Origin of the sequence: Rathayibacter iranicus NCPPB 2253 = VKM Ac-1602 (assembly GCF_003149025.1) — a bacterium.
Classification (GTDB): domain Bacteria; phylum Actinomycetota; class Actinomycetes; order Actinomycetales; family Microbacteriaceae; genus Rathayibacter; species Rathayibacter iranicus.
Genome location: NZ_QGDV01000010.1, coordinates 24112 through 50726, shown reverse-complemented (window position 1 = coordinate 50726; position 26615 = coordinate 24112). Strand labels below are relative to the sequence as shown.

The window sequence follows — 26615 nt, the reverse complement described above, 5'->3', positions numbered from 1 at the left end:
GATCGGTCACCGCGGCGAGGCACTCCCTGACCGTCCAGGTCTCCTCAAGTCTGGCCGATGCTGAGCCCGAGGCGAATCCCTGAGGCGGTGACCGTGGCCACGGTGATGATCCCGGGGACGGACTTGCACGTGCGCGATCACGCGCGCACAGTGGACACATGGTCGAGGGATATACCTCCGCGCAGGTGCGGGACGCGCAAGCCCCACACCTGGCCCGGCGGGAACCGCTGATGCAGCGGGCAGCAAACGGACTCGCTCGCGAACTCCGGCTCGTTCTCGCTGACCGGCACGACCGCACTCGCCCTGGCCTCGTGCTCGTCCTGGTCGGCCCCGGCGACAACGGCGGAGACGCCCTCTACGCGGCCGCCGAGCTCGCCGCATCCGGCACCGACGTCGCTCTCGTCCTTGCCGCTGAGCGCGCGCACGGACGCGGCCTTGCCATCGCTCTCGACGAGGGCTGCGACCGCGTCGCCCCGGACGACGCCAGCGCGCTCACAGCGGCCGTCGCGCGCGCCGACGTGATCGTCGACGGGATTCTCGGCATCGGCACCACCGAGCCTGCTTTGCGCGGACGTCCGCGCGAGGTAGTGACGGCGGTCCTCGTGGCGCTCGAGCAGCGCACAGTTCGGCCAGTCGTCGTCGCGGTCGACCTGCCGAGCGGCATCCATCCGGATGACGGCTCGGTGCCCGACCCAACCGTCCTGCGCGCCGATGTGACGGTGACCTTCGGCGCGATCAAGGCGGGCCTGCTCCTGCCGCCGGGCGACTCCTACGCCGGCCGTGTGCGGCTGGTCGATCTTGGCCTCGGCCCCGACCTCGCCGACGTGGAGCCCGCCGTGCGGAGGTGAACGGCTAGGTCGGTCCACTCGCTCACCCTGCGGCGAGCAGATGGGCCTTCTCGGGATGCTGCTCGAACCACTCACCGACGTACCAGCACAGGGGCACGATCGTCTGCTCACCCTTCGACTCGATGTCAGCCACGGCGAACGCGACGAGTTCGCCGGCGAGGCCGCGGCCGCGGAACGGCGGAGTGGTGAACGAGCGCACCAGCGATACTCGCCCGCCGCTCGCGCGGTAGTCGAGTACGCCTGCCAGAGTGCCGTCGAGGGACAGTTCGTAGCGCGACGCGTCGTCCGCTCGGCGGAAGTGCTTGGCCATGCTTCCAGCGTAGGACGATTGGCGCGCCTCAGGCTTCGTCGTCACGGGGCTTCGTCGTCATAGGGCTTCGTCGTCACAGATCTCGCCGTCGAGGTAGAACCACTGGCCTTCCTCCCGCACGAATCGGCTGCGTTCGTGCACGAGTCCAACGCCGGCCGGCGAGCGGTATGACGCGCGGAACTCGACCAGCCCGTCGTCGTCGCCCTCGTCGCCGCGAACCGTGTCGACGATCTGGAGGCGGCGCCACTGGACACTCTCGTCCAGGTCGATCCGAGCTGGCCTCGTGGAGGGATGCCAGCTGGTCAGCAGATATCGTGCGCTACCGAGCACGTTGGCGCTGTAGCGGCTGCGCATCAGGCGCTCCGCCCTCGGCGAGGGCTCCTCTCCGAGATGGGCGGGACGGCAGCAGTCGGCGTAGTGGCGGCGGCTTCCGCACGGGCAGGAGTCGGCGGGGTTCATCCAGCCAGTGTGGCAGCGGTGTACACATCCGGGTGTACAGAGCCTCCGCATCCCCTCCACATCGGCGCCCCCCTCTTGAGGACCGCCGCCGTTCTCGGAAACGTAGCCCCCTCATCGACCACTGACGGAAGGAACGACCCGATGCTCACCCTCACCGATAACGCCAGCACCGTCGTCAAGACCATCACCGGACAGACACAAACCCCCGTGGAAGGCGGCCTGCGCATCAGCGGGAACGACCTCGACACCAGCAACTTCGCGGTCTCCGTCGCAGCGGCACCGGAGACGACGGACGCCGTCGTCGAGCACGACGGAGCGCGCGTGTTCCTCGACGTCGCGGCCTCGGACGCACTCGGCGACAAAGTGCTCGACGCCGAGGTCGACGAGGGCGGCGGCGTCAGCTTTGGGCTCATTCGCCAGGAGTGATCCGCCTTACTGATCCATCCGTCGAGGGCCGCCCTTCCCGCTCGTTGGGAGGGCGGCCCTCGATGTGTCGTCCGAGTGGTTCCGGCCGGTCAGGACAGGATGTCGCGCGTAGTGAAGCGGGCGATCGCGAGGGAGCCGAACACGGCGACGTAGGCGAGCTGTAGCACGGCGTTCTCGCCGAAGGAGCCCCAGGCGATCGGATCGCGCAGCAGGTCGGCGAAGTTGAACCAGCGAGAGGTCAATAAAAACGGGTGCAGAACGGCGAGCTGCGACAACGATCCGACGATCTGCGCGGCAATCGACACCACGACGGTCGCGGCCATTGCACCAACGGGCACATCGGTGAGCGTCGAGATGAAGAGGCCGATCGCGGCCAGCCCCACCAGCGAGAGCGCCGCGTAGACCGCGATCGCGAGTGCCCGCCCGATCGCGTCCACCAGCGGCACCGTGGTTCCGGAGAGCAGGGTCACTGGCCCGGCCGGGAAGAGTGCCAGGCCGATCAGGATCCCGGCGACCATCACCGTCAACGCCGCAGCAAGACAGAAGGCAAGGGAGGCAAGGAACTTGACCGCGAGTAGTCGCACCCGGCCAACGGGGGTCACCAGGAGGTAACGCAGGGTGCCGAGCGAGGCCTCCCCCGCGATCGCGTCGCCCGCGACGACTCCGACCGTGAGAGGCAGAAAAAGCGGCACCGCGACGGTGATCGCGGCGAGACCCGTAAACAGCCCGTTACCGGCGATCGCTCCCACGAAGGAGGGGCCGTCGCCCTCGCCCGAGAGCCGCACGGCAACGGCCAACAGGACCGGGATCGCGGCGAGCGCCGCGAGCAGTGCCCACGTTCGGCGGCGGCGGAAGAGCAGGGCGAGTTCCGACACGAGCAGCGAGCCGACTCCCGTCCCCCGTCGCTCGGTGGCATCAACTCTCGACATGGAAGCCCTCCCCGGTCAGCTCGACGAAGCGCTCCTCGAGAGAAGGACGGCGCACCGAGAAACCGCGCACGCGCACGTCGGCCTCGACGAGTGCCGCGACCAGCGCCTCGGCGGCGAGTCCGGGCGGCAGCGCCGCGATGACGAGCGGCGGATCAACGGGATGCGCTCCCGGCGCTGTCCGCGGCTCGAGTCCCCGGGCGCGCAGGGCGACGACGGCACGCTCGCGGTCAGGCGTGAGCAATTCGACAGAGGCGGCATCGCCGCGCAGTTCGTCGAGCCCGCCCTGCGCTACCAGACGACCCGTCCGCATGATCGCAGCATGAGTGCAGAGCTGCTCGATCTCGGCGAGGAGGTGGCTGGATACCAGAACGGTCGTGCCGTCCTCATTGAGCCCGCGCACCAGAGCACGCACCTCGCGCGTGCCCTGAGGATCGAGGCCATTCGTCGGCTCGTCCAGAACGATCAGATCGCGGGGAGAGAGGAGCGCCACGGCGATGCCGAGCCGCTGTTTCATCCCGAGGGAATAGGAGCCGACCTTCTTGCGTGCGGCGGCGGAGAGACCGACGCGCGCCAGTGCCTCCTCCGCCCGGGCGCTGCGAGTGCGGGAGGAGGTGCCCGGCTCCGCGGCGTCGAAGCGGCGGAGGTTGGCGGCAGCGGAGAGGAACGGGTAGAAGCCGGGCCCTTCGACGAGTGCGCCCACCCGCGGGAGGACATCCGCGGAGCGTCGCGGCATCGCCGAGCCGAGGACCGTGATGCTGCCCTCGGTCGGCGCGGCCAGCGCCAGCAGCATCCTGATAGTCGTGGTCTTGCCCGAGCCGTTAGGGCCGAGGAAGCCGAAGACCGCTCCGCGCGGGACAGCGAGGTCGAGACCCGAGACGGCCTCCTGGCGCCCGAAGCGCTTGGTCAGGCCGCGGGTCTCGACCGCGAGTTCGTCCACAGTCACCGAGCGTCGGCCGCAGCGCGCAGGGCCTCGACCGGCACCGCGCCGGCGAGGACGCGTCCGTCGTCGGTCACGAGCACGGTCAGGAGTGCGGAGGAGACGACCCGTCCACCCTCGGTGGGCGTGGTGATCGCATCGAGCGAACCCGCCGCCTCCGTGTCGCCCGCGGGTAGTTGGACGATGGTGCCCCAGCCGGTGCCGGTCGTGCTGACGTCTTCGGCGCTCGGTGCCGGTGAGTCGTCACTGTGGGCGGACGGAGCATCGGCCGCGCCGTGCTCGGGCGCGACCTCCTCGGTCACCTCGGCGCCGGCAGGGGGCGTGAACGAGAAGAGCTTGGAGTCGGGAGTGGAGAAGTCGATGCTCGTGTAGGCCACGCTGAACGCGGGAGCGGTGCCTCCGCGGGCGGTCACGGCGACTCCGAGGGGAAGGCCGGTCTGACCATCGACCGAGACGGTCACGGAACCCACGAGGGTGCCGCTGTCACGCGGGGTGAGCACGAGTTCGTAGGCGTCGCGCCCAGCGACGCGGACGTCGGAGCCGACCGCGACGCTGGTGGTCGGGTCGACAGCTGCCAGCAGCTGTTCGGCGGCGGAGGACGGGGTGACCACCTGATCGCCGGGGTGGCCCTGCTCGGCACCGACTTCGGACGCACCGACGTGGGTCGCCGTCTTCGCGCTCGAGTCGTAGATCCAGACTCCGTCGGCTTTCGACGCGATCACATCGCGCTCGGCGAGGCGGTCGAGAATCTGAAGTCGGGCGCCCTGCGCAGGATCGACGTACGCCCGCGCCTGGTGCGAGGCGGTGGCCAGTTCGACGAGGGCGTCGGCACCGGAGGCATCGCCGCCGGCCGCGCCCGTGGATCCGCCGAGCGCGGAGAGGTCGGGCAGGCCGAGCGCGGACGTCTGCTGGATGTCGCCCGAGAAGGCGGTCGGCTCGCTCTCGGCGACGAAGGCGAGCAGGTCCGCGGCGGACTTCTCGGGGAGGTCTCCCGCGGCACTTGCGGAGAGGGGGAGGGCGACGGCGGCCGCGACGACGACCGCGGGCACGATGACGACGGGCGTCCAGCGCTTCCAAGAGTTGCTCATAACCGCGAACGTTACGCCGCGAAACGCGGAGACGGCTGCGAAGGACAGGGACGGTAGGGCGTTACAGCAAATTCGAAGGGATGCGGCGCTTCCCTGTGCCCGCGATGATCAGGGGATGGACCTCGCGCTCCCCCTCGCTCCCATGCTCGCCAAGGCCGTACCGACCGTGCCTCAGCAGGACGCGGTCGCGGGCGGCTACTCCTACGAGCCCAAGTGGGACGGGTTCCGCGCCATCGTGTCACGTGCAAAAGGCGTGTGCGAGATCGGGAGCCGCGGCTCGAAGCCGTTGACGCGATACTTCCCCGAGCTGGTCGAGGCGTTCCTGCGGCTCCTCCCGGACGGCTGCGTGCTCGACGGCGAGATCGTCGTGGCAACCGGCGAGCCCGGTGCGCAGCGGCTCGACTGGGACCTTCTCTCGCAGCGCATCCACCCGGCCGCGAGCCGCGTCGCACTGCTGGCGGAGTCCAGTCCGGCGATGCTCGTCGCGTTCGACCTGCTCGCCGTCGACGGCAGGAGTCTCCTGGAGGAGCCCTATTCGGCGCGTCGTGAGGCGCTCGCTGTGCTGCTGGCCGGCGTGCCGCATCCGCTTCACCTTGGGCGCACCACGGCCGATGAGGCGCTGGCCCGCGACTGGCTCGAGCGATTCGAGGGCGCGGGGCTTGACGGAGTGATAGCCAAGCCGCTCGCTGCCCGCTACTCGCCCGGCAAGCGCACGATGCTCAAGGTCAAGCACCACCGGACGGCCGACGTGATCGCGATCGGCTACCGGGAACACACCGCCAAGGTGGGTGTGGGCTCGATCCTGCTCGGGCTTCACGGCGACGATGGGAAAGTGCACCAGGTCGGCGGCGCCTCCGCCTTCAGCGATGAGCGGCGGGTGCAGCTGCTCGACGAGCTCGCGCCCGCCGTCGAGCGGGACGAAGCAGGTGAGCCGGTGCGCGGCGACGGCGAGCGGAGCCGGTTTTCGGGCGGTCGCGACACGTCCTTCGTGCGCCTCCGTCCCGAGTTGGTGCTGGAGGTGCGCTACGACCAGCGCGAGGGCGACCGATTCCGGCACACCGTCCAGTTCGAGCGGTGGCGGCCAGACCGCGAGGCCGCCTCGTGCACGATGGACCAGCTAGAGCAGCCCACGGCATACGACCTCGGGGATGTGCTGGGCTGAGCCGGCGGTCAGCTCTTCTTGGCTCGACTGGGCTGCACGCGCGGCGGCTCGCCTGGCATCTTGGGGAAGTCAGGCGGGAAGGGCAGCTCGCCCAGTCCTCCAGCCACATCCCGCTCCCACCACCTGAGCAGCACCTCGAGGCGTCCAGGGGAGTCATGCATACGTGCCCACGGGTCGCCCCGCTCGGCGAGCCGTGCCGGCACCGAGCGAACGGTGAACTGCCGCGGATCGACGCCATCGAGTTCGTCCCACTCCAGCGGAGTCGAGACGGGCGCATGCGAGAGCGGCCGGGGGCTATAGGCGCCTGCCATCGTGCGGTCGCGGTTCGCTTGATTGAAGTCGACGAAGATCCGCTTACCGCGCTCCTCCTTCCACCACGCTGTCGTGACCTCGTTGGGCATCCGCCGCTCCAGTTCCCGGGCCGCGGCGATAACGGCGTGCCGCACGTCGAGGAACTCGTGCTCAGCGACGATCGGCGCGAAGACGTGCAGCCCGCGATTGCCCGAGGTCTTCACGAACGGCTCGAGGCCCGCCTCCTGAAGGACTTCGCGGAGGGCATTCGCGGCGACGACCGCGTCGGCGACGTCGGTTCCCGGCTGCGGGTCGAGGTCGATCCGGAGCTGGTCTGGTAGATCGGACGCGTCGGCGCGGGAGGCCCACGGATGGAAGACGACGGTGTTCATCTGCGCAGCCCACACGGCGGCGGCCGGCTCGTCGATCACCAGCTGCGGATGCGCCCGTCCGCTCGGGTAGGTGACAGGGACCGAGCGCACATACTCCGGCGCACCCTTCGGCGGGTTCTTCGAGAAGAACTGATCGCCATCGATCCCGGACGAAAAGCGCTGGAGCGACACCGGGCGGCCACCGTTCGCCGCTCCAAACGCCGCGCCGACGGCGACGAGGTACTCAGCGACCTCGAGCTTCGTGATTCCGGGCTCCGGGAAGAGCACGCGTCCCGGGCTCGAGATTCGCACCTCCCGGTCGCCGTGCGGTCCGGGGACAGTAAGGACGACGGCGTCACTGCTGGGCATCTGCTGAGGCTAGCCCGCGGTACCAGTGGGCGACAGGGGGCCGCCGGGGCGTCGCCGCAGCCTGATCGGGCCCTTGGCGCGGGAGGGATCGACGATCTGACCGCCCTGGACAATGTCGATCTCACCGCGGTCGACGAGGCGGCGGGCGGCGCGGCGGACCGGTTCCATCAGTGGGCGCCACTCCTCGCCACCAACCCTGCGCGCGACCTCGGACGGGCACGCTGTGGAGGACACGGCCCGGGCGAGCAAGACGGTGCGGATCTCGTCTTCTAGGCGCGACTCCTCCGGCCCGACCCCACGACGCCGGCACGCGTCAGAGCAATAGCGCACGTCGTCCCAGTCGCGCGCCCACTTCGCGCGCCACTCGATCTCGCGGCCGCAGGAGGCACAGGTTTTGCTCTCGGGGTGCGCGGAGGAGGCGCGGGGACGGTGAGCCATACTCCCGAGTGTGCACACGCCGGGCTCTGGGGCGCGACGGCTTGCGCTGGGGGCGCTTCTCGTGGCGATGTGCAGGGACGTGTGCGATCTGCAGGGACGTGTGCGATCTGCAGGGGATGTCGACCGTCGCTCTGGCGTGGCGGGCAAGAAATCGTTCTCGCGGCCGTAGTACCTGCACATCGCACCTGCGCATCACACGTCATTCGGCGAAACGGGGGCACCCTCCGGCTTCTGGTGCGTCAGGCTGGAGGGGCCGCCCAGCGGTGCGACGCAGGGCCACGCCCCGTGCCGCTCCCTCGAACGATCAGGAGCTCCGATGAGCCGTGAGAACCTCGCCACCCCGAACGCCGAATCGGAAGGCAACGAACCGGAGCACCACGCCTTCGCGGGCCTCTCCCCGGAGGAGTTCAAATTCGCCTTCCGCAACCACGCGGCCGGGGTCGCGCTGATTACCGCCGATCCGGGCACGGGTCCGGTCGCGCTGACCGCGACCTCCGTTTTCTCGGTGAGCGCCGAGCCTCCGCTCTTCGTGTTCTCTCTGTCATCCACGTCCTCGAGTTCCGCCGCGATCCAGGCGTCCGAGACACTCGTCGTGCACCTGCTCGGTGCGAGTCAGCTCGATCTCGCGCGACTCGGCTCGACAAGCGGAGTGGATCGCTTCGCCGACACGTCCCTCTGGTCGCGACTGCCGACGGGCGAGCCGTATTTCCTGGGGGCGTCCGCGTGGATTCGCGGCACGGTCATCAACCGCATGGAGGCGGGCGCGTCGACCATCGTCGCCGTGCACGCCATCGAGGCGCACGTGCCGGATGACTCCGAGGCAACGACTCCGCTCGTCTACCACAACCGCACCTGGCACCACCTCGGCGAGCACTCCCGCCTGCGCTGACACTGCCACTGCGGCGGCCGCGACCGCCGCCACAGTCCAGAAGTTGTCGCACTCGCGTACCGACTGCGACAACTTTTGGACAGCCATCGACGCGTGGAGATGCGCGGAGGTGCGCGGCCACGTCGAGAAGCCACAAGTTGTCGCACTCGAGTGCCGAGTGCGACAACTTGTGGACAGTGGTGACCGGTCAGTGGGCGAGCACAGGCTCCGAGGACACGGGTTCCGCGGACGCGGGAACCGCAACTGCGGCCGAGCGACGACGGAACAGCAGCACCGCAAGGACCGCGCCAACCGCGAAGAAGCCCGCGCCCCAGCCGTACGCGACGGCGTAACTCTGCACCGCGGCCTCCGCCGCGATCGTCGCCGTGACGGGAGCGTGCGACGCGAGGTAGTCCGTCACAGCGGTCGCGGCGAGGGTGTTCAGCAGTGCCGTACCAATCGAGCCGCCGACCTGCTGGCTGGTGTTGACCATCGCGGAGGCGACTCCGGCGAACTGCATATCGACTCCACGAGTGGCGGTCTGCATCGACCCGGGCATGATCGTGCCCATCGCGAAACCGAGCACCATCAGCGCCGGCAGCACATCGGCCGCGTAGTCGCTGCCAAGGTCGAGGCGCGTGAGCAGCAGCATCCCGATAACGCCGAGCACCATGCCCGAGGGGACCATGATCTTCGGGCCGAGGCGCGGCAGCAGCAGGTTGGTCCCGAGCTGCGCGGCGAGCACGAGCATCCCGATCATTGGGAGGAAGGAGAGTCCCGTCTGTATCGGTGAGTAGCCGAGCGAAACCTGCAAGTAATAGGTGACGAACAGGAAGATTCCGAACATGCTCGCTCCGGCGATGAGCACCGAGAGGTAGGCGGCGCCGCGGTCACGGTCGAGCACGATCTGCAGGGGCAAGAGGGGGTGGTCGGCGGTGCGCTGGCGGACGACGAAGGCGGCGAGCAGGACGACAGCGGCCACCAGCGGTCCCCAGGTGAGAGGCGAATTCCAGCCGTCGGTCTCGGCGTTCGCAAAGCCAAAGACGAGGCCGAAGAGTGCGGCCGAGACGAGCAGGGTGCCCGGTACGTCGAGCTTCGGGCGCGGGCCAGTGCGCTCGATCGGCGGCACGAAGATGACGGCGCCGATCACCGCGACGATCGCGATGATGACGTTAATGTAGAGATTCCAGCGCCAGTCGAAGTTTTCGGTGAGCACGCCACCGAGGAGCAGGCCGACGGCTCCTCCTGCACCGGCGATGGCGCCGAAGACGCCGAATGCGCGGGCGCGCTCCTTCGGGACGGTGAAGGTCGTGGTCAGCACAGCGAGCGCCGTCGGAGCGAGCAGCGCACCGAACACGCCCTGGAGCGCGCGAGCGGCGATGAGCAGTTCGAAGTTGGGAGCCGCTCCTCCGAGGGCTGAGGCGATGGCGAAGCCGATGAGGCCGATCACGAAGGTGCGCTTGCGGCCGATCAGGTCGGAGAGGCGTCCGCCGAGCAAGAGGAGGCTGGCGAAGGCGAGGGAGTAGGCGGTCACGACCCACTGGCGGTCACCATCGGAAAAGCCGAGGTCGGCCTGAGCGGCGGGCAGCGCGATATTCACGACGGTCGAGTCGAGAACGACCATGAGCTGGGCCAGGCCGACGGCCACGAGGGTCCACCAGCGGCGGTTGGGGGACGCCGGAGTGGCGGTCACCGGCTGCGAAGAAGTCTGCGTCATGCGAGCGACGATATACGAGACGCCGCAGTTTCGGAACTGCGCAGTTCTTCAATTAGCATGGTGTTCACACAGGGACGGATCGACCGTCCCTCACCCGCGACAGACAGGAGCAGCCGCAATGACGCCGCCCACTCCCCCCGCCGACTGCGAGGTCGCCCGCCCAGGCCGCCGCCGCGACCCGAACCGCGACGGCGAGATTCTGACAGCCGCCCTCGACGTGCTCGCCGACACCGGCTATGAGGGCATGACCATCGACATGGTCGCCGCCCGCGCCAAGGCAGGCAAGGCCACGGTGTATCGGCGCTGGGAGTCGAAGGCCGAACTCGTCCTCGAGGCGCTCGCCTGCCTCAAAGGCGCGGATCTGTCCGAGAACTCACTCCCCGACACCGGTTCGCTGCGGGGCGATCTGGTCGCGCTGATCAAGCCGCACACGATCGAGGACGCCGAGCGGAAGCTGCGCATCATGTCCGGCGTGGTCGCGATGATTTCGAAAGCGCCCGAGCTGGCCGACTCGGTTCGCACAGTGATCGTGGAGCCGCGCGCGCGGGCGAACCGCTTCCTCCTGAATCGCGCCATCGCCCGCGGCGAGATTTCGGCCGAGATCGACGTCGAGCAATTGGCGCTGATCACGCCCTCGATGATCGCCTACCGCGTGCTGCTGCTGCGCGAGCCGGTGAACCGCGACTATCTGATCTCGCTCATCGACACGGTGCTGCTGCCGGCGGCCGGAGTACGCGCGTCTGTCTGAGGCCGAGCATGGCATGACGGCAACGCCGCATAGGAATGGGGACGACGGTTAAGGCCCGCCTCCTCGGGATGAGGAGACGGGCCTTAACTCGTGATGACGAACTCAGTAGCGGTTGTCCTCGCAAGCGACTCCGTTGTTGTTCGCATCGAGGCGCGCAAAGTCGCCGTACCATTGCGCCCAGAACTCGAGGAAGTTCTGCGCCGCCACCTGGCTCGGAAAGTCTTTGCAGTCCCGGTCGGCTGGTCGCTGCGGCGGTGCCGGTGCCGCAGGCTGCACGCTCGACCACAGCGCGCGGCCCGAGGTGGAGTAAATCACCAGGTTGCCGTCGTTCTGCATCACCATCCGCGCGCCCGGATTGCCGCCCGTGCCCGACTGCCAGCGCGCTCCGGACGACCCGTAGATCACCGCGTTGCCATCGGACTGCATCTCGAGACGGTTGCCGCCTCCGGACGTGCCTGCGCTCCAGCGGACGCTACCGCGCGAGTAGACAGCGAAGTTTCCATCGCCCTGCATGACCGCTTCGCTGCCTCCATCGCTCGACCGTAGCCGCTGGTCGGCAGTGAGACGGTTGCCCGCATACAGGGTGTCGCTCATGACCGGCGCAGGAGGGGCAGGCGGGGTGTCACTTGCCCAGAGCGCGCGGCCCGAGGCGGAGTAGATCACCAGGTTGCCGTCGTTCTGCATGACCATCCGGGCGCCGCCGTTGCCGCCCGTGCCCGACGCCCACAGTGCACGCCCGTTGCCGGCGTAGATCACCGCGTTGCCGTCGCTCTGCATCGCGAGACGGTCGCCCTCGCCCTGCGTACCGGCACCCCATCGGACTCCCCCGCGCGAATACACCGCGACGTTGCCGTCACCCTGCATCACAGCGCGGGAGGCGCCGTCGGACGAGGTCAGTTGCTGGCCCCGGCGCAGATCGCTGCCGCCCACCAGGACGTCGGTGGTGGCCGGCGCGGGCGCAGGATTGCTCGCCCACAGCGGTCGACCCGAGGCTGCGTAGACGACCAGGTTGCCGTCGTTCTGCATGACCATCCGCGCCCCCGGGTTGCCCGAGGTGTTTGTGGCCCAGCGAGCGCCCGCCGCAGACCCGTAGATCACGGCGTTGCCATCGGACTGCATGTCGAGGCGATTGCCCGGTCCGAAGGTCAGGGAGTTCCAGCGCGCGACGCCGTCGGTGTAGACGACGAAGTTGCCGTCGCCCTGCAGCGCCGCACGCGAGCGGCCATCCGAAGAGGTGAGCTGCTGGCCGGTCGAAAGCGATCGGCCACCGGTCAGCGCATCCTGAATCGCCGGCTGCTCGATTTCGGAACTCCAGGCAGTCGAGGAGTCCGAGCGGAGGATCACGAGCCGCCCGTCGTCCTGGATCAGAGCCACCGCACCGATCGTGCCTTCCGTCCTGGAGCTCCAGACCGGCGCGCCGTCGGCGGAGTAGACGACGAGGTTGCCGTCACTCTGCATCTGGAGATAAGAGCCGACGCCCTGGGTTCGGGTATCCCAGACAGCGCGCCCGCTCGAGTCATAGATCACGGCGTTGCCGTCGTTCTGCATTTCGAAGCTCGAGGAGCCGTTCGCGGAGACGATGCCCTCGCCGGCGACGAGATATTCGCCGGCGACAAGTGCATTGGTGTAGGTCTGTGCGCCGCGCGCCTGGGCGGTCGGCGCGGAGGAGGAGGTGCCCGGCACGAACGCGGACGTCGGAGAGTCCGAGACGGCAGCGGGCAGAGCGGAGGCGACGGGCGCGAGAGCGGCCACCCCTCCGGAGGCGAGGAGGCAGGCGAGGGTGATCGCTGCCAAGCGGCGGGTGGCGGGCTGTGGCACTGGTGGCCCTTTCACGAAGCGGTGTCGGCGGAACCGCTCGTCAGTGAGCGGCGAGCGGAGCCTTGCATGTGCACGCATCGACCGTCCAGCACTCCAGCGCGGAGACGCTACGTAACCCGTGCCGTATCCCGTCGTTTCGCGTCATTTCGCTGAGTCGGTCGTAGCCACTTTGTGCCTGGTGTGGCGTGGAATCGTCGAAGGCGTAGGCCTGGCGCGATCCTCCTCCTGGCAGAACGACGGCGCGAATTGACGGGACAGCAGGTCCCGTCCGGCTCGACTCCACTCTCCCGGGCGCCGCTCCGCCCCGCTCGGAAGCGGGGCGGCACGGAACGGGTCCGCGCGTCTCCTAAAATCGGAGCCATGTCGAAAGTGTTGAGCAGTCTGCCCGTGGGCGAGCGTGTCGGAATCGCATTCTCGGGAGGCCTCGACACATCCGTCGCCGTCGCCTGGATGCGCGAGAAGGGCGCCGTGCCCTGCACCTACACGGCCGACATCGGCCAATACGACGAGCCCGACATTCAGAGTGTTCCGTCTCGCGCTGCCCAGTACGGCGCCGAGATCTCGCGCCTGGTCGACGCGAAGAGCGCACTGGTGGAGGAGGGACTCGTCGCCTTGCAGTGCGGGGCCTTCCACATCCGCTCGGGCGGCAAGACCTACTTCAATACCACTCCCCTCGGCCGCGCGGTCACCGGCACGCTCCTGGTACGCGCCATGCGCGAGGACGGCGTCGACATCTGGGGCGACGGCTCCACCTACAAGGGCAACGACATCGAGCGCTTCTACCGCTACGGCCTGCTCGCGAATCCGCGCCTCCGCATCTATAAGCCGTGGCTCGACGTGCAGTTCGTCAACGAGCTGGGCGGCCGCACCGAAATGTCCCAGTGGCTGGTCGCGCGCGGCTTCCCCTACCGCGACGCCACCGAGAAGGCGTACTCGACCGACGCGAACATCTGGGGCGCCACCCACGAGGCGAAGCGCCTCGAAGAACTCTCGAGTGGGCTCGAGCTCGTCGAGCCGATCATGGGAGTCGCGTCGTGGCGCGACGAGGTTGAGATTGCCTCCGAAGTCGTGTCGGTGCGCTTCGAGGCCGGTCGCCCGGTCGCGCTCAACGGCGCAGAGTTTTCGGATGCGGTTGCGCTCGCGCTCGAGGCGAACGCGATCGGCGGCCGCCACGGACTCGGCGTCTCGGACCAGATCGAGAACCGCATCATCGAGGCGAAGAGCCGCGGCATCTATGAGGCACCGGGCATGGCGCTCCTGCACATCGCCTATGAGCGCCTGCTCAACGCGATCCACAACGAGGACACCGTCGCCCAATACCACTCCGAGGGTCGCCGCCTTGGGCGCCTGATGTACGAGGGACGCTGGCTCGACCCGCAGTCGCTGATGCTGCGCGAGTCCATCCAGCGCTGGGTCGGCTCCGCCGTGTCCGGCGAGGTCACCCTGCGCCTGCGCCGCGGCGATGACTATACGATTCTCGACACCACCGGCCCCGCACTGAGCTACCACCCTGACAAGCTCTCGATGGAGCGCGTCGGCGACGCCGCGTTCGGCCCGGAGGATCGCATCGGTCAGCTCACGATGCGCAACCTGGACATCGCCGACTCCCGCTCGCGCCTCGAGCAGTACGCCGCGTCCGGACTTGTCGGCGGGCCCACCGCCGAGCTGGTCGGCGAACTCGAGATCGGCGAGGCCGACGCGATCACGGAGGGCGGCGGCTCGGCAGCCGCCGACGCGCTCGGCAGGGCGACGGACCTCGCCTCCGAGGGCGCCGCGTTCGACGCCGGCACCGACTGACGCGGACCCCTGCGACGCTGACCGGTCCGTCCGGACGCGGCACCGGGACGTCCGTCGTCTCCGGCGGGTGGCCGCGGCGCACGCTCGACGCCCACGCGCACGCCCGCAGCGGAAACGCAACGTGCGCACGGACATCCGCCGCGGTATGCGCGGACGCTGGCGACTCAGGGGGCGGCGGCGCACACCAGCGCGAGCGCCGCGTCCACGGTCGCGAGTGACTGTGCCGGGTCGACGCGCGCCAGCACGAGCGCGGCCACCACCAGCGAGACCAGGACATCGGCCTGCCCGGATGCCCACTCGGGCGACTGCGGCCAGCGCGCGAGCGCACCTGCCCGCAGCGCGCGCAGCAACTCCGCACGATAGTCGGCGATCACCTCGCGCACCGCCTCGTCGCGTGCGATCGGCGCGCCCGCGGCGTTGAGGAGGAGACAGCCGCTGCGAGCCGAAAAGGTCTGCGCGTCGGCGAGCGCCGCGCGCAACCCCGTGAAGTAGTCCTCAAGGGCCGATGGCGACGCTCCGGAGGGAGTGACGAGGGGCACCAGCCGCGGCCGCACCACCTCGTCGAGGTAGCTCTGCACGGCGGCATCGAAGAGCCCGCGCTTGCTGGCGAAGGCGTGGTAGAGGCTGGAGCGGCCCAACCCGGTTGCCGCTTCGAGGGCAGGGAGGGACGCCTCCTCGAACCCGTTTTCCCAGAACACGGCGCGCGCGGCACGGACGACCTGCTCGGTATCGAAGCTCTGCGTGCGACCCACGGCGCCTCCTCGATGCTGACTGTCATGCCGCGCTGGCGCGACCCGCCCGGACCAGTATATTGTGTACCGAGCAATACACAATCGGCCCGGGCCGTCCGCGCCGCACACCTCGCCTGGAGGCCCCGCCATGATCGTTCTCGGACTGGTGCTCGCCGCTCTCGCCGCGGCGCTGCACGTCTATATTTTCGTGCTCGAGTCGCTCCTCTGGACGACCCCCCGCGCGCGATCAACCTTTGGCACCACGGCGGGCGAGGCCGAGGCAACGAAGGAGCTGGCCTTCAACCAGGGGTTCTACAACCTCTTCCTCGCGATCCTCATCGCGGTGGGCATCATCGCTACAGCGAGCGGAGCCACGGCAGTCGGTGCTGCGCTCGTGTTCGCGGGTGCCGGATCGATGGTCGCCGCCGCGCTGGTCCTCCTCCTTTCCGCGCCCACCAAGCGCCGCGCCGCGCTGACCCAGATGACACCAGGGCTCCTCGCGGTCATCGTCCTCGCCGTCGGCCTCGCGCTCTGACTCCGCTCCGTCCCACTCCGAAAGGCTCCATGACCTCCGTCACCAGCACCCAGATCCAACTCGTCCGCCGCCCCGATGGCTGGCCCGTCGCCGAGGACTTCCGCAGGATCACCGTCGAGTACGGCGACCCCGCCGCCGGCGAAATCCGCGTCGAGAACGCGTTCCTTTCTGTCGACCCGTACATGCGCGGCCGGATGAACGACGTGAAGAGCTACACCCCGCCCTTCGCCCTCGGCGAGACCATGACCGGCGGCGCCGTCGGCCGGGTCATCAGATCAGACGACCCGGCGTTCCCCGTCGGCAGCGCGGTCCTGCATCAGCTCGGCTGGCGCGACATCGCGCAGGCGGAGTCGTCGCAGTTTCGCGTCGTCCCCGAAACGCCCGGTGTCCCGCTCTCACTCCGCCTCGGCATCCTCGGAATGACCGGCCTCACCGCCTACGTCGGCCTGACGGCGATCGCCGGGATGGAGGAGGGCGACACCGTCTTCGTCTCGGGCGCCGCAGGAGCGGTCGGCTCGGCGGCCGGCCAGATCGCGCGCCTGCTCGGCGCGAAGCGGGTGATCGGATCCGCGGGCTCGGCCGAGAAGGTCGCACTGCTGACGGACAAATACGGCTACGACGCCGCGTTCGACTACCACTCGGCCCCCGTGCGCGAGCAGCTGGCCGAGGCCGCGCCCGACGGGATCGACGTCTACTTCGACAACGTCGGCGGCGACCACCTCGAGGCGGCTCTCGATGCCTTCCGCGACGGCGGGCGCGCGGCGCTCTGCGGCGCGATCGCGGGCTACAACAGCACCGAGAAGACACCGGGCCCCGACAACATGTCGACCATCATCACGCGCGGGCTCACTCTGCGCGGTTTTACGCTCTCGGGCTACGTCGAGCACGCTCCGGAATTCAACCGGCTGATGGCCGGCTGGTTCGCGGACGGGCGGATCGCCTACGACGAGACGGTCGTGGATGGCATCGACCACGCGGTCGACGCGTTCCTCTCGATGATGCGCGGGGGCAACACCGGCAAGATGGTCGTGCGCCTCTAAAGAGGACGGCCGGTGCGGCCGTCTGGACAGCATGTTCCCGCAGGGGGACAGCGATTGCTGATCCTTCGCCCCGTCCGCCGGCAGCGGTGCCAGACTGCGCAGATGACCACGTTTTCGCATCGGATGGCCGCCCCGGCGCTGGCGGCAGCAGCACTGGTCCTCCTCCTCGGCGGCTGCGCGGGAAGCGGCGGTACCACGGTCGGGAGCCCACTCCCGACGCCGACGGTCACGGTGACAGTGACGGCCGCTCCCGAGGCACCCGCCTCGCGCGCGCCCGCGACCTCACCCGCCACGTCGTCGAGGCGCTGCCAGGGATCCGACCTGACGATGGAGTATCGGGCCGACCCCGAAGCATCCGGCGTCGGCAGCAGCGCGTTCGACCTGGTGCTGACCAACGCCGGGCCGGTCGCGTGCGAACTCGCCGGCATCCCCGGTGTCTACGCCACCGATGCCGACGGCACTCGGATCAGCGCGGTCGCCGGCGCCTCCGGTCCGAACCCTGACGAGCCGGTCGATCTCCTGCCTGGTGCGCGAGCGGATGTCCGAGTCGCCTGGCACTCCCCCGGCGCGTACGACTGCCCGGTCGGCACCTCCGCCTATCTGGTCGCCGAGGTTCTGGATGCCACGGACGGTGCGGTCCGCGCGCCCGCCGAACTGCAGGTGTGCACCGACGGAACCGTGATGATGGACGCCTCCGCCTACACCCTCCTCTGACGCCGCCGCGCGACCCCTTGACCGAGGGACTGTCGACCCGCGAGCCTCGCATCACACGTTTCTACCCACTCGGAGGTCACTATGAAGATCGGCTCGCTCATTCTCCGTCTCGCTGTTGGCGGGCTTTTCGTCGGTCACGGCCTGCAGAAGCTGCGGGGCTCGTTTGGTGGCCCCGGCCTCGACGGCACAGAGCAGATGATGACGAGCCTCGAGCTGCATCCGGCACGTCGAAACGCTGTCGCCGCGGCCGCCACCGAGACGGCCGGAGGAGCCGCCCTCGCACTCGGTGCCGCGACTCCGCTCGCCGCTGCCGGCCTGGTCGCGACGATGGTGACCGCGGTGCGCAAGGTGCATTGGAGCAACGGTCTCTGGAACGCGGGTGGCGGCTGGGAGTACAACGGCGTACTGGTCGCCGCCGTGGCCGCGATCGTCGCCGACGGCCCCGGGGCGCTCTCGTTCGACGCACTGATCGGCAAGCGGAAGTGGGGAGCCGGCTGGGCGCTGGTCGCCCTCGTCGGCGGCGCTGCGGCCTCGACGGCACTGATCGAAATGGGCCGACGCGGCGCTGCGGTCGAGGGCGCCGTCGCGGCGGACGACGACGTGCAGGACGGCGGGGGTTCGGCAGACTAGCCAGCGCTGGGTGGGGCGGACGAGGTGCTGCGCACCGCGCTGGAGGCACTGGCGCCGGCCCTTTCCGGTACCAGCGACTCGTCCGCGCCTCCACTGCCGCCCTCACGGACGGTGCCGACGAGGAGTCGCGCGCCCGCTGCCCGGCCCACCGGCTCAGCCCTCGAGCAGGATCGCGTCGATCTGGCCGATGGCCTGGCGCATGCCCTCCTCCATCCCCATCAGAACCATCTGTTCGAGTTGCTCGAGCGAATCAAAATTGCTCCGGATCGTCATCCGCGTGCGGCCCGGAGCGATCTCGTTGAGGGTGACGGCGGCGCGGGTGACCCCCATCGCGTCGATCGGCTCACCGTGCTCATCGGCGAAGCCATCCTCGAACTCGAAGCGCGTCGGCTCGTCCACCAGGGTTACCCGCCACCAGCCTCGGGCCTGCTCGCCGTCGGGCCCGGTCATCGCGTAGTTGCTCCGACCGCCCTCGACGGGCTCGTGCCGCTCAAAGGTGGCGGGCCACGTCGGCGGTCCCCACCACCGCTCAAGTTTCCGCGGGTCGGTCCAGAGGAGCCAGACACGGTCTGCGCCCGACTCGAACTCGGCAGTGATGGTCAGGGTCAGTTTTTCGACGTCCTTGACGGACTCCAGCACGGTCATTGTGCGTCTTCCTCTTCTCGGTCTCCGGACACCGGTTGGCTTCCGGACGCTCGTTCTTCCTCGACGAGGAGCTCGGACATTCGCCCGACCCTCGCGACCCACAGTTGCTCGTACGCCTCCAGCAGGTGTGACGCGCGCCGTACTGCGGCCACCTCGCCCTGCACCAGACGCTCCCGTCCGCGTCGCCTCTTGCGCACCAGGGTCGCCCGCTCGAGGACACCCACATGCTTCTGCACTGCCGCGAACGACATCTGGTAGTGGGCGGCCAGCGCGGAGACGGACTGCTCACCGGCGAGCACACGGGCGACGATGTCACGCCGCGTGCCGTCGGCCAACGCTCGAAAGAGCAGGTCGATCTCTGCATTCTGATCTACAACCATGTGGTTATACGATAAGGAGCGCCGCAGGTCATTACAAGAGGCGCGCACAGCTCGGCCCTCCGCCAGAACGCTCGTCATTTCAGGCGCCTGTTGCGGCAAGTGCTTCGGCGGCAGCGTCAAGCACCCACTCCGGTAGCGGCCGAGCCTCGAACACGGACGAGTACAACTGGGCCATCGAGTTCGCGGGGTCGAGCGTTCGTGCCTCGTCGAGGTGGAGTCCGGCGAGGCTCGACACTCCCCTCGCCCACCAACACCACGCGAGAACGGTGAGCACCGGTGACCGAGCCTGATCCGGGGCGAGTGCCGCGGCGCGAGAAAGCAAGCCGGTCGCCAGCACCAAGCGGTCGCGGTCAGGAGCCGGCCCGGTTCCGAGCATCACCATCGACGTCTCGAGATCGTGCTGATCGCTTGACCCGGCCAGATACTCCCGCCCAACGATATCTGCCACGCTCTCGCCCGTCGCCGCGCTCATGGCGTCGAGCCGTCTCTGCCGCAGCATCTGCTCCGCACCGAGCTCGGCCCCGCGGGCGATCTGCAGAGTGACCAAATCGCGCAGCGGCGGAGATTGCAGGATCCGAATGATCAGGCCCTCCCGGCGAGCGTCCTGCGGCCCGTTGAGCCAGCGTTCAACCAGCGCCACGGTGTCCGGCATCAGGAAAGGCCGAGTGAGGACCTGGGCCACAATCGCGCGGTCGGCTTCGTCGACCGCGGGCGGTGCGGCCAGTGCAGCGAGATCCAGCGGCTCGTCAGCGACCGCCCTCGAGAGCACTCCGGTCTCGCTCCCTTCGATCTCGAGGAGCGGACGCGGCTGGCGGCACTCCGACGGCTCGGTGTAGCGCCCCCAGCCGTCGCCCGCTACGCACGCCACAGCCACAATGCCGAGCTGAGTGCGCTCGAGTCGGCGAAGTACCGCACGCCCGAGGTCGAGCAAAGGGATGCCCCTCGACTCGGCGTAACTCGCGCGGGTGTAAACCACGACCAGCGCCGCGGTCGCGCGCGGCATCGTCTCCATCATGGTCGTGCAGCCTCGCGCGAGTGCCTCCACCTCCGCTCGGCGCAGGCGCTCGGGAAGTGGGATGCGGAAGCCGCCGCCGGCACGCGTGCCAAGGAACGGCACGACGATCAGGGACTCCGCCGGCTGGATGCCGATCATGGCGGGGACAGCGGCGAGGAGGTCCTGGAGTTCGCTTGCGCGCACGACCTCGGGGTCGCGCCGACGGCGAGAGGCGGACGAGTGGGTGGTGATGCTCTGAGTCGATGTCATGTCCGGGACTCTCCTCTCCCTGCTCGACGCGCAGGAGGATGAAGCGCGATCAGTGGAGAGCTCGGGCGGATCCGCGCTTGTGGAGGAGCCCCTGAGCCTCGCACCGGCGCAATGCCGTCACACCGCCGCGGGAGCCGCCCGGAGTACCGTCGCCATCTTCCGCCCGTGAGCGATTTCGTCGATCAGCTTGTCCAGGTACCGGATCTTCTGCATCAGCGGGTCCTCGATCGTTTCCACCCGCACACCACAGACCACTCCCGTAATCGCCGAGGCGTGCGGATGCAGTCGCGCCACCGCAAAGAAGTTCTCGATCGTGGTCCGCTCGTCAAGGTGCCCTCGAAGCTGAGCCTCGTCGAATCCGGTGAGCCAACACACCGCCTCATCGACCTCGGCCCGCGTGCGGCCCTTCCGCTCCGCCTTCGCCACGTAGTGCGGATACACGTCTGCGAAGGCCGTGGTGAAAATCCTGCTCATAGCCAGGGAGGGTACTCGCGGGCACCGCCGCGCGCGATCGGCGCCGGCGGGCAGTCCCGTCCCACTATCCTTCCGAAGTGGCCTCCCCGCCCATTCCCCGCCGCCGACAGAGAGAGCGCCCGTGAGCGTCCTGCGTACCAAATCCGTCGAGCAATCTATCGCTGATACCGAGGAGCCGGAGTATCGGCTCAAGAAGTCGCTGACCGCTCTTGACCTCACCGTCTTCGGTGTTGGAGTCGTGATCGGCGCCGGAATCTTCACCCTCACCGGTCGCGCCGCGCACGACATCGCCGGACCCGCGATCGTGCTGAGCTTCGTGGTGGCCGCCTTCGCCTGCGCCCTCGCCGCGATGTGCTACGCCGAGTTCGCCTCCACGGTGCCCGTCTCCGGATCCGCCTACACCTTCTCCTACGCCTCGCTCGGCGAGCTCGTGGCGTGGATCATCGGCTGGGACTTAATCCTCGAACTTTTTCTTGGCGCGAGCGTCGTTGCTCAGGGCTGGAGCGCCTACCTCGGCTCGCTGCTGGATCAGCTGGGCATTGTCCTGCCACCCGCGTTCTCGTATGGCGGAGCGATCGACGTGCCGGCGATCCTGCTGGTGCTTGCGCTCGGCGCACTGATGACGGTCGGCATCAAGGAGTCGCTGCGCGTCAATCTCGTGCTCGTCGCGATCAAGCTCTTCATCGTCCTGTTCGTCATCATCGCCGGCCTCCAGTTCGTCGACACCGCGAACTACTCGCCCTTCATCCCCGCGGCTGCACCGTCACAGTCGGCGTCCGGCCTCACTCAACCGCTCCTGCAATTCTTCTCGGGCATCGAGCCGGCGACTTTTGGAGTCGGCGGCATCATTGCCGGCGCATCGCTCGTCTTCTTCGCGTACATCGGCTTCGACGTCGTGGCGACCACGGCGGAGGAGACCCGCCGCCCTCAGCGCGACCTGCCGATCGGCATCATCGCCTCCCTCATTATCTGCACGGTCCTGTACTGTGCCGTCGCCCTCGTGGTGACCGGCATGGTCCCCTACGACAAACTCGACCCCTCGGCCGCCCTGGCCAACGCCTTCTCGTACCACGGGGAGACCTGGATGGCGACGGTCATCTCGGCGGGTGCGGTTGCCGGTCTCACCACTGTCGTCCTGACGCTGCTGATCGGAGCGACGCGCATCATCTTCGCGATGGCCCGCGACGGCCTCCTCCCCCAGCGCCTGGCCGCGGTGCATCCGCGCTTGCGCACGCCGTGGTTCACCTCGGTCATCGTGACGGTCATCGTCGCCCTGCTCGCTGGGCTCACTCCGATCGGGGTGCTGGAGGAAATGGTCAATATCGGCACACTCTCGGCCTTCGTGCTGGTCTCGATCGGCGTCGTCGTCCTCCGCCGCACGCGTCCGGATCTCCAGCGCGGCTTCCGAGTCCCCTTGAACCCGTGGCTGCCGCTGCTCTCGGCGCTGATCTGCATCTACCTGATGCTCAACCTGTCCGTCGAGACGTGGCTGCGCTTCCTGATCTGGCTGCTGGTCGGCTTCGCGATCTACTTCACCTACTCGCGCAGCCACGCGAAGATCGGGCGATAGGGCTCACTCCGCCAGCCCCACCTTCGGCCGCGCCCACGAGCGGCCGCGGGTGTCCTTGAGGATGTCGTACTCCACCTCGACATGCGGCTCGATGGCGCTGTACTTGTCGTTCGGGGCGCCGATCACGAGCTGGAAGCCCAGTCCCCGCCAGGCGCCGATGGCGCGCTTGGTGAAGTGTGCGTCCGCCTTGATCAGCGCCTCGTCCAGGAACACCGGCGCGTAGCGGGGGCGGTCGGCCCCGGCGTCGCCGAGCTGGTAGCGCAGCGCGGCTCCCACGATGAATGCAATCAGCTCCTGCGACTCCCCACCCGACTTCTCGCCGATGTGGTCATAGAGCGCGACGTGCTCGCGGGTGAGGGCATCGACGCGCTCGGCGCTGACGCGGACGTGGTTGCGCACGTCGACGAGATCGCCGAAGTCGGGCGCGGTGCGTCGCAGGCGCTGGATGAGCCGCGACATGCGCCGGTAGACCTGCTCGCGCTCCTCCTCCGTCGACACCGCTTGGATCTGCTCGCGCACGGTGCGGAGTTCGCGGCGGAAGCGTCGACGCACCTCCGATTGGTTCTCGCGGGTTGTGATCTGGAGACGGTGAGCGTCGTCAGAGAAGGGCAAGTCCTGCAGGATCACGTTGATCGGCTCGATCCGTTCCCGAATCTCGCGAAGCGAACGGCCGAGGGTGGAGTCGAAGCTGGTGAGGTCATTGCCGGAGAGAGTGAGCAAGCTGTCACGCCACTCGCTCTCGAGCCGGTGCAGACCGCTCGTCTCGAGCGCGTCAAGCAGGCGTTCGAAGTCGCTAGCGGAGGCGTCGGGGTCGGCGAGGAGGTTGGGGTTCGGCCAGCGCTCGAGGAACCCGGCCATGATCCGACCAACGCTGTCGCGCTGCTCGGCGTGCGCGTCCGCCGCCGATCGACGGTCCTCCTCAAGGCGCTGAGCCGCCGTCGCCAGGGCCGCGTCAAAGCGCACCAGCACGTCCTTCGCGCTTCCGGACGCCGCGGCGTCGCTCAGCGTGAAGCGCGCGTCGAGGAACGCGCGCTGGTCGTCATCGAGCTCGCGCTCGGCGCGCTGTGCCGCGTCGAGCGTCGCCTGGCTCGCGTCCACGTCATCGACGACCTTCGCCCACTCCGCCTCGATGCGATCGCGCTCGACGCCGGCACGCGCACTGTCCTGCCGCAGGCGTTCGATGCGCGCGCGCAGTTCGACGATCTGCTCCTGCAGGCCGGCGACCTCGGGAGTGGCGGCCGCCACCTCGATGCCCACAGCGCTCCACCGCTCCTGCTCGGCGAGCAGCGACTCGACGTCCACCTGATCCCACGTGATGCGAGCTACGCGGGCGAAGCGGGTCAGTCGGTCATCGAGCGCGTCAAGCGCCTCCTCCGCAGCCTGCGCCCTCGTGATCGCGTTGTCGCTGCGAGCGCGTGCCGTCTCGACCACAACGCCGAGTTCGCTCAAGCGCCGGGAATTCGAGAAGCCGAGGACGTTCGCTGTGCCATGCCCTCCGTGCGCGCCGCGCTGCCCCTGCGAGAGCTGGCCGGCGAGAGTCAGCGCGAGCCTGTGCCGACTCAGCTCGTCCGCCCGGTCGACGCAGACGAAGCCGAACCGGTTAACGAGGCGGTCCTGCAGCCAGCCGGTAAAGGGGGTCACGCGGTAGTCCAGGCGCCCGGGCAGGGTCATCGGATCGACGGCGCGCACCTCCTCCAGCCCGCTGTGCACGCCCTCATAACGGAGTCGGACGGGGAGTCGAACCGCGTCGATTGCCACGCGGAAGCGGTCCAGGTGGGCAACGTCGATCATCAGCGTCGTGGCGAATCCGCCGAGGGCGAGTGTGAACGCCTCCCGCCACGGCTCGAATTCAGCGCGAACATCGATCAGCTCGCCGACGAAGGGCAGATCGTCGGTGCTGAGTCCCGCCGCCACCGCGATCCGCTCGCGCGCCTCGTGCAAAGGCCACGGAATACTGTCGCGGCGCTCGGAGGCGGCGCGCTCCTCCGCTTCGAGCCCGGCGAGGTCGCGAGCCGCGGCCGTGCGCTCGGCCACCGCGTCGGACCAGGCCGCGCGGGTGTCGCGCCTCGCCTCCGCAATCCCCGTGCTGTCGGTGGCACGCGCCACGATCGCCTCGAACTGCTCCCGCGTGGTCTCCGTCACGCCGAGCGCCCGCAGATCTTCGTCCAGCCGCGCTCGGTTGTCGCGCACCATTGCCAGGCGTCGCTCGACGTCACGGAGCTCGCGCTGCGCCGTCTCGAGCCGGTCCCCGCCCCGGACCCGCAGAACCTCGGCGAGCCCGTCACGTTCCGTCTCCGCCGCCTCGGCGAGCGCGCGTTTCTCGCGCAGCAGAACATCGACCGCCTGCGTACGGGCCCGGAGTTCGGCCTCAACGTCGCGCAGCAGGCCGAGCCGCTGCTCCGCTCGCCAGAGCGCGGCCGGGGAGTGGGAGGCGCCAAAATCGCCGAGCGCGTCGATCAGACGTACGCGCTCCGCCGAAGCCGCCATGCGCAGGCGGAGCCCGCGCAGCGGTTCGAGCGCCGCGACCTGCTGCCTGGCGGTGAGCATCCGGAGCCGTGTGCTTTCCAGCTCATCGAAGTGCGCCACGACCGCGTCGGCAGAGGCGAGCGTTTCGGGCTCCTCCAGCACGAGCCGCTTGTAGAGGTCGTCGACGGTGGTGATCTGTTGGCCCGCCTGAATGCGTGCGAGCAGGCTCATCGCCTTCGAGCCTGCACCCGCCGCGCCGATGCCGAGCACCGCGTGGAGGCGCGATGAGAACTCACGATCAGTGGCCAGCGGATCCAGGCCCGCCGCGCGCAGCGACGCGTCCGAGAGTCGGTGCGCAGCGGCCTCCTGCAGCGAGCCGAGGTCGATCGCGTCTTCGGACGTCGCGCGGACGCGCACCGTCTCCTCAAGCACGCGCGCTCCAGCGGGCACATACCAACCGCGGAGGGCGCTGAAGCGCGAGCCGTCGTGATCGACCCAGGTCATCGCGACGGCGGTCCAGGTGTCGGAACCCTCGCCGCGGAGAACGCGCATGGCCGTTCCCTCTTCCGTGCGCGACTCGTCGAGCTTGCCGCGGGCGTAGGAGAGGATGTTCCGCTGGTCCTCGCCGCGCGGCCGCCCCGTCACTCCACCGTTCGAAGCGCCGTTGAACGGCGTCGTGTGCGGCATCATCAGGGCGATGTAGGCGTCCATCAGGGTCGACTTGCCGGAGCCCGAGCCACCGCAGAGCAGCGTCGCACCGGGCGAGAAGCGCACCCGGTGGGCACCGTCGTAGCCGCCCCAGTTGACCAGTTGAAGGTCCTCAGCGAGCCACTGCTGCCCACGCGAGGCGGCGGGGATGAGTCCGAAGAGGGTCTCGAGCATTGTCATCGGGGGTCGTCCTCCTGGTCGGGAGCCTCGGAGCCGTCGGAGGGTTCGAGCGAGTCAGCGGAGTCGAAGGGATCAGCGACCTGGAAGGGATCAGCGACCTCGTCGCGACCGCGTTCGCGCAGCCAGTCGCTCAGTTCCCGCAGCTTCGGCGCGCTCAGCACAATCTCCACAACAGGGCTGATCCGGTATCGCCCCGCCGACTCCTCCTCGACAATGCCGTCTCGGCCCAGGCGCTCCAGCGCCTTTCGCACCATCCGCTGCCGGCGCGCCGTGTCCCGCTCCGCGTCTGCAAAGTAGCTCAGCACGGTCTGCTCGACTTCCTCGACATATCCACTCGCGCCGACGACTCCCCCGCCGCAGACTCCCGCTGGCGCACCGTGCGCAGATGCACGAGCACCAGCGTCTCGGCTCGCGTGTAGGGCACGTCTCGCAACAGCACCGGCATATCAACCTCGTCGGAGCGCACCTGCTGCTTGTACGCGACCCCGCGCTCGTGGTCGACGATCAGCCGGACGAACACGTCGTTCAGCCGTGACTCGATCAGCTGCCGATGCTCCACCAGCACGGCCCACTGCTCCCGGTGCCGGTCGGCGAGGAGGAAGCGTCGCTGCAACACGTGCACCAGGACGCGGCGCACGTCGGCGTCGAGGACGCCACGGTCGCCCGGGAAGAGCTGGTCGGGGTCCTCCTCCATCGCCACGG

At 69.1% G+C, this 26615-nt stretch carries 26 protein-coding genes and 1 pseudogene; 11 read left to right on the top strand and 16 right to left on the bottom strand.

The window, feature by feature from the left end; genetic code table 11:
* Positions 1–158: 158 nt before the first annotated feature.
* Entirely contained in the window at positions 159–848 is a 690-nt protein-coding gene (locus B0H03_RS11100; protein ID WP_104264051.1) for an NAD(P)H-hydrate epimerase, read from the top strand.
* A gap of 22 nt (positions 849–870) precedes the next feature.
* Here B0H03_RS11100 and B0H03_RS11095 read toward each other — a convergent pair whose 3' ends face one another.
* Entirely contained in the window at positions 871–1158 is a 288-nt protein-coding gene (locus tag B0H03_RS11095; RefSeq protein WP_104264050.1) for a GNAT family N-acetyltransferase, read from the bottom strand.
* Between the two features lie 57 nt (positions 1159–1215).
* A complete protein-coding gene (locus B0H03_RS11090) occupies positions 1216–1617 on the bottom strand; it encodes a YchJ family protein (protein WP_104264049.1) in 402 nt (133 codons plus the stop codon).
* A gap of 141 nt (positions 1618–1758) precedes the next feature.
* Here B0H03_RS11090 and B0H03_RS11085 point away from each other — a divergent pair, with 141 nt between their 5' ends.
* Positions 1759–2043 (top strand): hypothetical protein, encoded by a 285-nt coding sequence (locus tag B0H03_RS11085; protein ID WP_104264048.1) that lies wholly within the window; start codon positions 1759–1761, stop codon positions 2041–2043.
* Positions 2044–2132: 89 nt separating this feature from the next.
* Here the strand turns inward: B0H03_RS11085 and B0H03_RS11080 are convergent, their stop codons facing one another.
* The 3 genes from B0H03_RS11080 to B0H03_RS11070 are packed head-to-tail and all read right to left on the bottom strand — an operon-like array spanning position 2133 to position 4997.
* A complete protein-coding gene (locus tag B0H03_RS11080) occupies positions 2133–2972 on the bottom strand; it encodes an ABC transporter permease (protein ID WP_104264047.1) in 840 nt (279 codons plus the stop codon).
* Positions 2959–3909, bottom strand: coding sequence for an ABC transporter ATP-binding protein (locus B0H03_RS11075; protein WP_241560376.1), 951 nt, complete (start codon positions 3907–3909; stop codon positions 2959–2961). Before B0H03_RS11075 ends, B0H03_RS11080 begins: the two co-directional genes overlap by 14 nt.
* A gap of 2 nt (positions 3910–3911) precedes the next feature.
* A complete protein-coding gene (locus B0H03_RS11070; protein WP_104264045.1) occupies positions 3912–4997 on the bottom strand; it encodes a LolA family protein in 1086 nt (361 codons plus the stop codon).
* Positions 4998–5112: 115 nt separating this feature from the next.
* Between B0H03_RS11070 and B0H03_RS11065 the strand changes: the two genes are divergently transcribed.
* A complete protein-coding gene (locus tag B0H03_RS11065) occupies positions 5113–6159 on the top strand; it encodes an ATP-dependent DNA ligase (protein WP_104264044.1) in 1047 nt (348 codons plus the stop codon).
* A gap of 8 nt (positions 6160–6167) precedes the next feature.
* Here B0H03_RS11065 and ligD read toward each other — a convergent pair whose 3' ends face one another.
* The gene (gene ligD / locus B0H03_RS11060) at positions 6168–7190 is read right to left on the bottom strand and encodes a non-homologous end-joining DNA ligase (protein WP_181109289.1); all 1023 of its coding nucleotides are present in this window, start codon (positions 7188–7190) and stop codon (positions 6168–6170) included.
* 9 nt (positions 7191–7199) lie between these two features.
* Positions 7200–7628, bottom strand: coding sequence for a DUF2256 and DUF3253 domain-containing protein (locus tag B0H03_RS11055; RefSeq protein ID WP_104264043.1), 429 nt, complete (start codon positions 7626–7628; stop codon positions 7200–7202).
* Between the two features lie 316 nt (positions 7629–7944).
* Between B0H03_RS11055 and B0H03_RS11050 the strand changes: the two genes are divergently transcribed.
* On the top strand, positions 7945–8517 hold the full coding sequence (locus B0H03_RS11050) for a flavin reductase family protein (protein ID WP_104264042.1): 573 nt from the start codon (positions 7945–7947) through the stop codon (positions 8515–8517).
* 187 nt (positions 8518–8704) lie between these two features.
* On the opposite strand, the gene B0H03_RS11045 is transcribed toward B0H03_RS11050, so the two are convergent.
* A complete protein-coding gene (locus B0H03_RS11045) occupies positions 8705–10213 on the bottom strand; it encodes an MFS transporter (protein WP_104264041.1) in 1509 nt (502 codons plus the stop codon).
* A 118-nt stretch (positions 10214–10331) separates the two neighbouring features.
* Between B0H03_RS11045 and B0H03_RS11040 the strand changes: the two genes are divergently transcribed.
* On the top strand, positions 10332–10961 hold the full coding sequence (locus tag B0H03_RS11040; protein WP_104264040.1) for a TetR/AcrR family transcriptional regulator: 630 nt from the start codon (positions 10332–10334) through the stop codon (positions 10959–10961).
* Between the two features lie 102 nt (positions 10962–11063).
* Here the strand turns inward: B0H03_RS11040 and B0H03_RS11035 are convergent, their stop codons facing one another.
* Positions 11064–12779, bottom strand: coding sequence for an excalibur calcium-binding domain-containing protein (locus tag B0H03_RS11035; protein ID WP_160487312.1), 1716 nt, complete (start codon positions 12777–12779; stop codon positions 11064–11066).
* A gap of 360 nt (positions 12780–13139) precedes the next feature.
* Here B0H03_RS11035 and argG point away from each other — a divergent pair, with 360 nt between their 5' ends.
* Positions 13140–14576 carry an argininosuccinate synthase gene (argG, locus tag B0H03_RS11030; protein WP_104264038.1) on the top strand — a complete coding sequence of 479 codons (1437 nt, stop codon included), beginning with the start codon at positions 13140–13142 and terminating at the stop codon, positions 14574–14576.
* 164 nt (positions 14577–14740) lie between these two features.
* Here argG and B0H03_RS11025 read toward each other — a convergent pair whose 3' ends face one another.
* A complete protein-coding gene (locus tag B0H03_RS11025; protein WP_104264037.1) occupies positions 14741–15328 on the bottom strand; it encodes a TetR/AcrR family transcriptional regulator in 588 nt (195 codons plus the stop codon).
* 127 nt (positions 15329–15455) lie between these two features.
* On the opposite strand from B0H03_RS11025, the gene B0H03_RS11020 reads away from it, so the two are divergent.
* From B0H03_RS11020 to B0H03_RS11005, 4 genes are all read left to right on the top strand, one after another.
* On the top strand, positions 15456–15842 hold the full coding sequence (locus tag B0H03_RS11020; protein ID WP_104264036.1) for a DUF1304 domain-containing protein: 387 nt from the start codon (positions 15456–15458) through the stop codon (positions 15840–15842).
* Between the two features lie 29 nt (positions 15843–15871).
* Complete coding sequence (locus B0H03_RS11015) at positions 15872–16882, top strand: NADP-dependent oxidoreductase (protein WP_104264035.1); 1011 nt, start codon at positions 15872–15874, stop codon at positions 16880–16882.
* Between the two features lie 102 nt (positions 16883–16984).
* The gene (locus B0H03_RS11010) at positions 16985–17596 is read left to right on the top strand and encodes a DUF4232 domain-containing protein (RefSeq protein ID WP_104264034.1); all 612 of its coding nucleotides are present in this window, start codon (positions 16985–16987) and stop codon (positions 17594–17596) included.
* Between the two features lie 81 nt (positions 17597–17677).
* On the top strand, positions 17678–18226 hold the full coding sequence (locus B0H03_RS11005) for a DoxX family protein (protein ID WP_104353965.1): 549 nt from the start codon (positions 17678–17680) through the stop codon (positions 18224–18226).
* 153 nt (positions 18227–18379) lie between these two features.
* On the opposite strand, the gene B0H03_RS11000 is transcribed toward B0H03_RS11005, so the two are convergent.
* From B0H03_RS11000 to B0H03_RS10985, 4 genes are all read right to left on the bottom strand, one after another.
* Positions 18380–18871 carry an SRPBCC family protein gene (locus tag B0H03_RS11000; RefSeq protein ID WP_104264032.1) on the bottom strand — a complete coding sequence of 164 codons (492 nt, stop codon included), beginning with the start codon at positions 18869–18871 and terminating at the stop codon, positions 18380–18382.
* On the bottom strand, positions 18868–19251 hold the full coding sequence (locus B0H03_RS10995) for an ArsR/SmtB family transcription factor (RefSeq protein WP_104264031.1): 384 nt from the start codon (positions 19249–19251) through the stop codon (positions 18868–18870). Before B0H03_RS10995 ends, B0H03_RS11000 begins: the two co-directional genes overlap by 4 nt.
* Before the next feature lie 79 nt (positions 19252–19330).
* On the bottom strand, positions 19331–20515 hold the full coding sequence (locus tag B0H03_RS10990; protein ID WP_104264030.1) for a DUF4192 family protein: 1185 nt from the start codon (positions 20513–20515) through the stop codon (positions 19331–19333).
* Positions 20516–20632: 117 nt separating this feature from the next.
* A complete protein-coding gene (locus B0H03_RS10985) occupies positions 20633–20989 on the bottom strand; it encodes a DUF2200 domain-containing protein (protein WP_104264029.1) in 357 nt (118 codons plus the stop codon).
* 121 nt (positions 20990–21110) lie between these two features.
* Between B0H03_RS10985 and B0H03_RS10980 the strand changes: the two genes are divergently transcribed.
* Positions 21111–22559, top strand: coding sequence for an amino acid permease (locus tag B0H03_RS10980; RefSeq protein WP_104264028.1), 1449 nt, complete (start codon positions 21111–21113; stop codon positions 22557–22559).
* Between the two features lie 3 nt (positions 22560–22562).
* On the opposite strand, the gene B0H03_RS10975 is transcribed toward B0H03_RS10980, so the two are convergent.
* Both B0H03_RS10975 and B0H03_RS17640 read right to left on the bottom strand, forming a co-directional pair.
* Positions 22563–25913 carry an ATP-binding protein gene (locus B0H03_RS10975; protein ID WP_104264027.1) on the bottom strand — a complete coding sequence of 1117 codons (3351 nt, stop codon included), beginning with the start codon at positions 25911–25913 and terminating at the stop codon, positions 22563–22565.
* Positions 25910–26607 (bottom strand): annotated as a pseudogene (locus B0H03_RS17640) (DUF4194 domain-containing protein). The gene B0H03_RS10975 and the pseudogene B0H03_RS17640 overlap by 4 nt, the downstream one beginning before the upstream one ends.
* Positions 26608–26615: the final 8 nt, after the last annotated feature.

What these genes read in the sequence shown, in the direction of transcription:
- B0H03_RS11055 (WP_104264043.1), bottom strand. Translation starts at nt 7,628, where the DNA reads ATGGCTCACCGTCCCCGCGCCTCCTCCGCGCACCCCGAGAGCAAAACC.
- B0H03_RS11080 (WP_104264047.1), bottom strand. Translation starts at nt 2,972, where the DNA reads ATGTCGAGAGTTGATGCCACCGAGCGACGGGGGACGGGAGTCGGCTCG.
- B0H03_RS11005 (WP_104353965.1), top strand. Translation starts at nt 17,678, where the DNA reads ATGAAGATCGGCTCGCTCATTCTCCGTCTCGCTGTTGGCGGGCTTTTC.
- B0H03_RS11015 (WP_104264035.1), top strand. Translation starts at nt 15,872, where the DNA reads ATGACCTCCGTCACCAGCACCCAGATCCAACTCGTCCGCCGCCCCGAT.
- B0H03_RS10990 (WP_104264030.1), bottom strand. Translation starts at nt 20,515, where the DNA reads ATGACATCGACTCAGAGCATCACCACCCACTCGTCCGCCTCTCGCCGT.
- B0H03_RS11070 (WP_104264045.1), bottom strand. Translation starts at nt 4,997, where the DNA reads ATGAGCAACTCTTGGAAGCGCTGGACGCCCGTCGTCATCGTGCCCGCG.
- B0H03_RS11095 (WP_104264050.1), bottom strand. Translation starts at nt 1,158, where the DNA reads ATGGCCAAGCACTTCCGCCGAGCGGACGACGCGTCGCGCTACGAACTG.
- B0H03_RS11000 (WP_104264032.1), bottom strand. Translation starts at nt 18,871, where the DNA reads ATGACCGTGCTGGAGTCCGTCAAGGACGTCGAAAAACTGACCCTGACC.
- argG (WP_104264038.1), top strand. Translation starts at nt 13,140, where the DNA reads ATGTCGAAAGTGTTGAGCAGTCTGCCCGTGGGCGAGCGTGTCGGAATC.
- B0H03_RS11020 (WP_104264036.1), top strand. Translation starts at nt 15,456, where the DNA reads ATGATCGTTCTCGGACTGGTGCTCGCCGCTCTCGCCGCGGCGCTGCAC.
- B0H03_RS10995 (WP_104264031.1), bottom strand. Translation starts at nt 19,251, where the DNA reads ATGGTTGTAGATCAGAATGCAGAGATCGACCTGCTCTTTCGAGCGTTG.
- B0H03_RS11085 (WP_104264048.1), top strand. Translation starts at nt 1,759, where the DNA reads ATGCTCACCCTCACCGATAACGCCAGCACCGTCGTCAAGACCATCACC.
- B0H03_RS11010 (WP_104264034.1), top strand. Translation starts at nt 16,985, where the DNA reads ATGACCACGTTTTCGCATCGGATGGCCGCCCCGGCGCTGGCGGCAGCA.
- B0H03_RS10985 (WP_104264029.1), bottom strand. Translation starts at nt 20,989, where the DNA reads ATGAGCAGGATTTTCACCACGGCCTTCGCAGACGTGTATCCGCACTAC.
- B0H03_RS11090 (WP_104264049.1), bottom strand. Translation starts at nt 1,617, where the DNA reads ATGAACCCCGCCGACTCCTGCCCGTGCGGAAGCCGCCGCCACTACGCC.
- ligD (WP_181109289.1), bottom strand. Translation starts at nt 7,190, where the DNA reads ATGCCCAGCAGTGACGCCGTCGTCCTTACTGTCCCCGGACCGCACGGC.
- B0H03_RS11100 (WP_104264051.1), top strand. Translation starts at nt 159, where the DNA reads ATGGTCGAGGGATATACCTCCGCGCAGGTGCGGGACGCGCAAGCCCCA.
- B0H03_RS11050 (WP_104264042.1), top strand. Translation starts at nt 7,945, where the DNA reads ATGAGCCGTGAGAACCTCGCCACCCCGAACGCCGAATCGGAAGGCAAC.
- B0H03_RS11045 (WP_104264041.1), bottom strand. Translation starts at nt 10,213, where the DNA reads ATGACGCAGACTTCTTCGCAGCCGGTGACCGCCACTCCGGCGTCCCCC.
- B0H03_RS11040 (WP_104264040.1), top strand. Translation starts at nt 10,332, where the DNA reads ATGACGCCGCCCACTCCCCCCGCCGACTGCGAGGTCGCCCGCCCAGGC.
- B0H03_RS11065 (WP_104264044.1), top strand. Translation starts at nt 5,113, where the DNA reads ATGGACCTCGCGCTCCCCCTCGCTCCCATGCTCGCCAAGGCCGTACCG.
- B0H03_RS10975 (WP_104264027.1), bottom strand. Translation starts at nt 25,913, where the DNA reads ATGACAATGCTCGAGACCCTCTTCGGACTCATCCCCGCCGCCTCGCGT.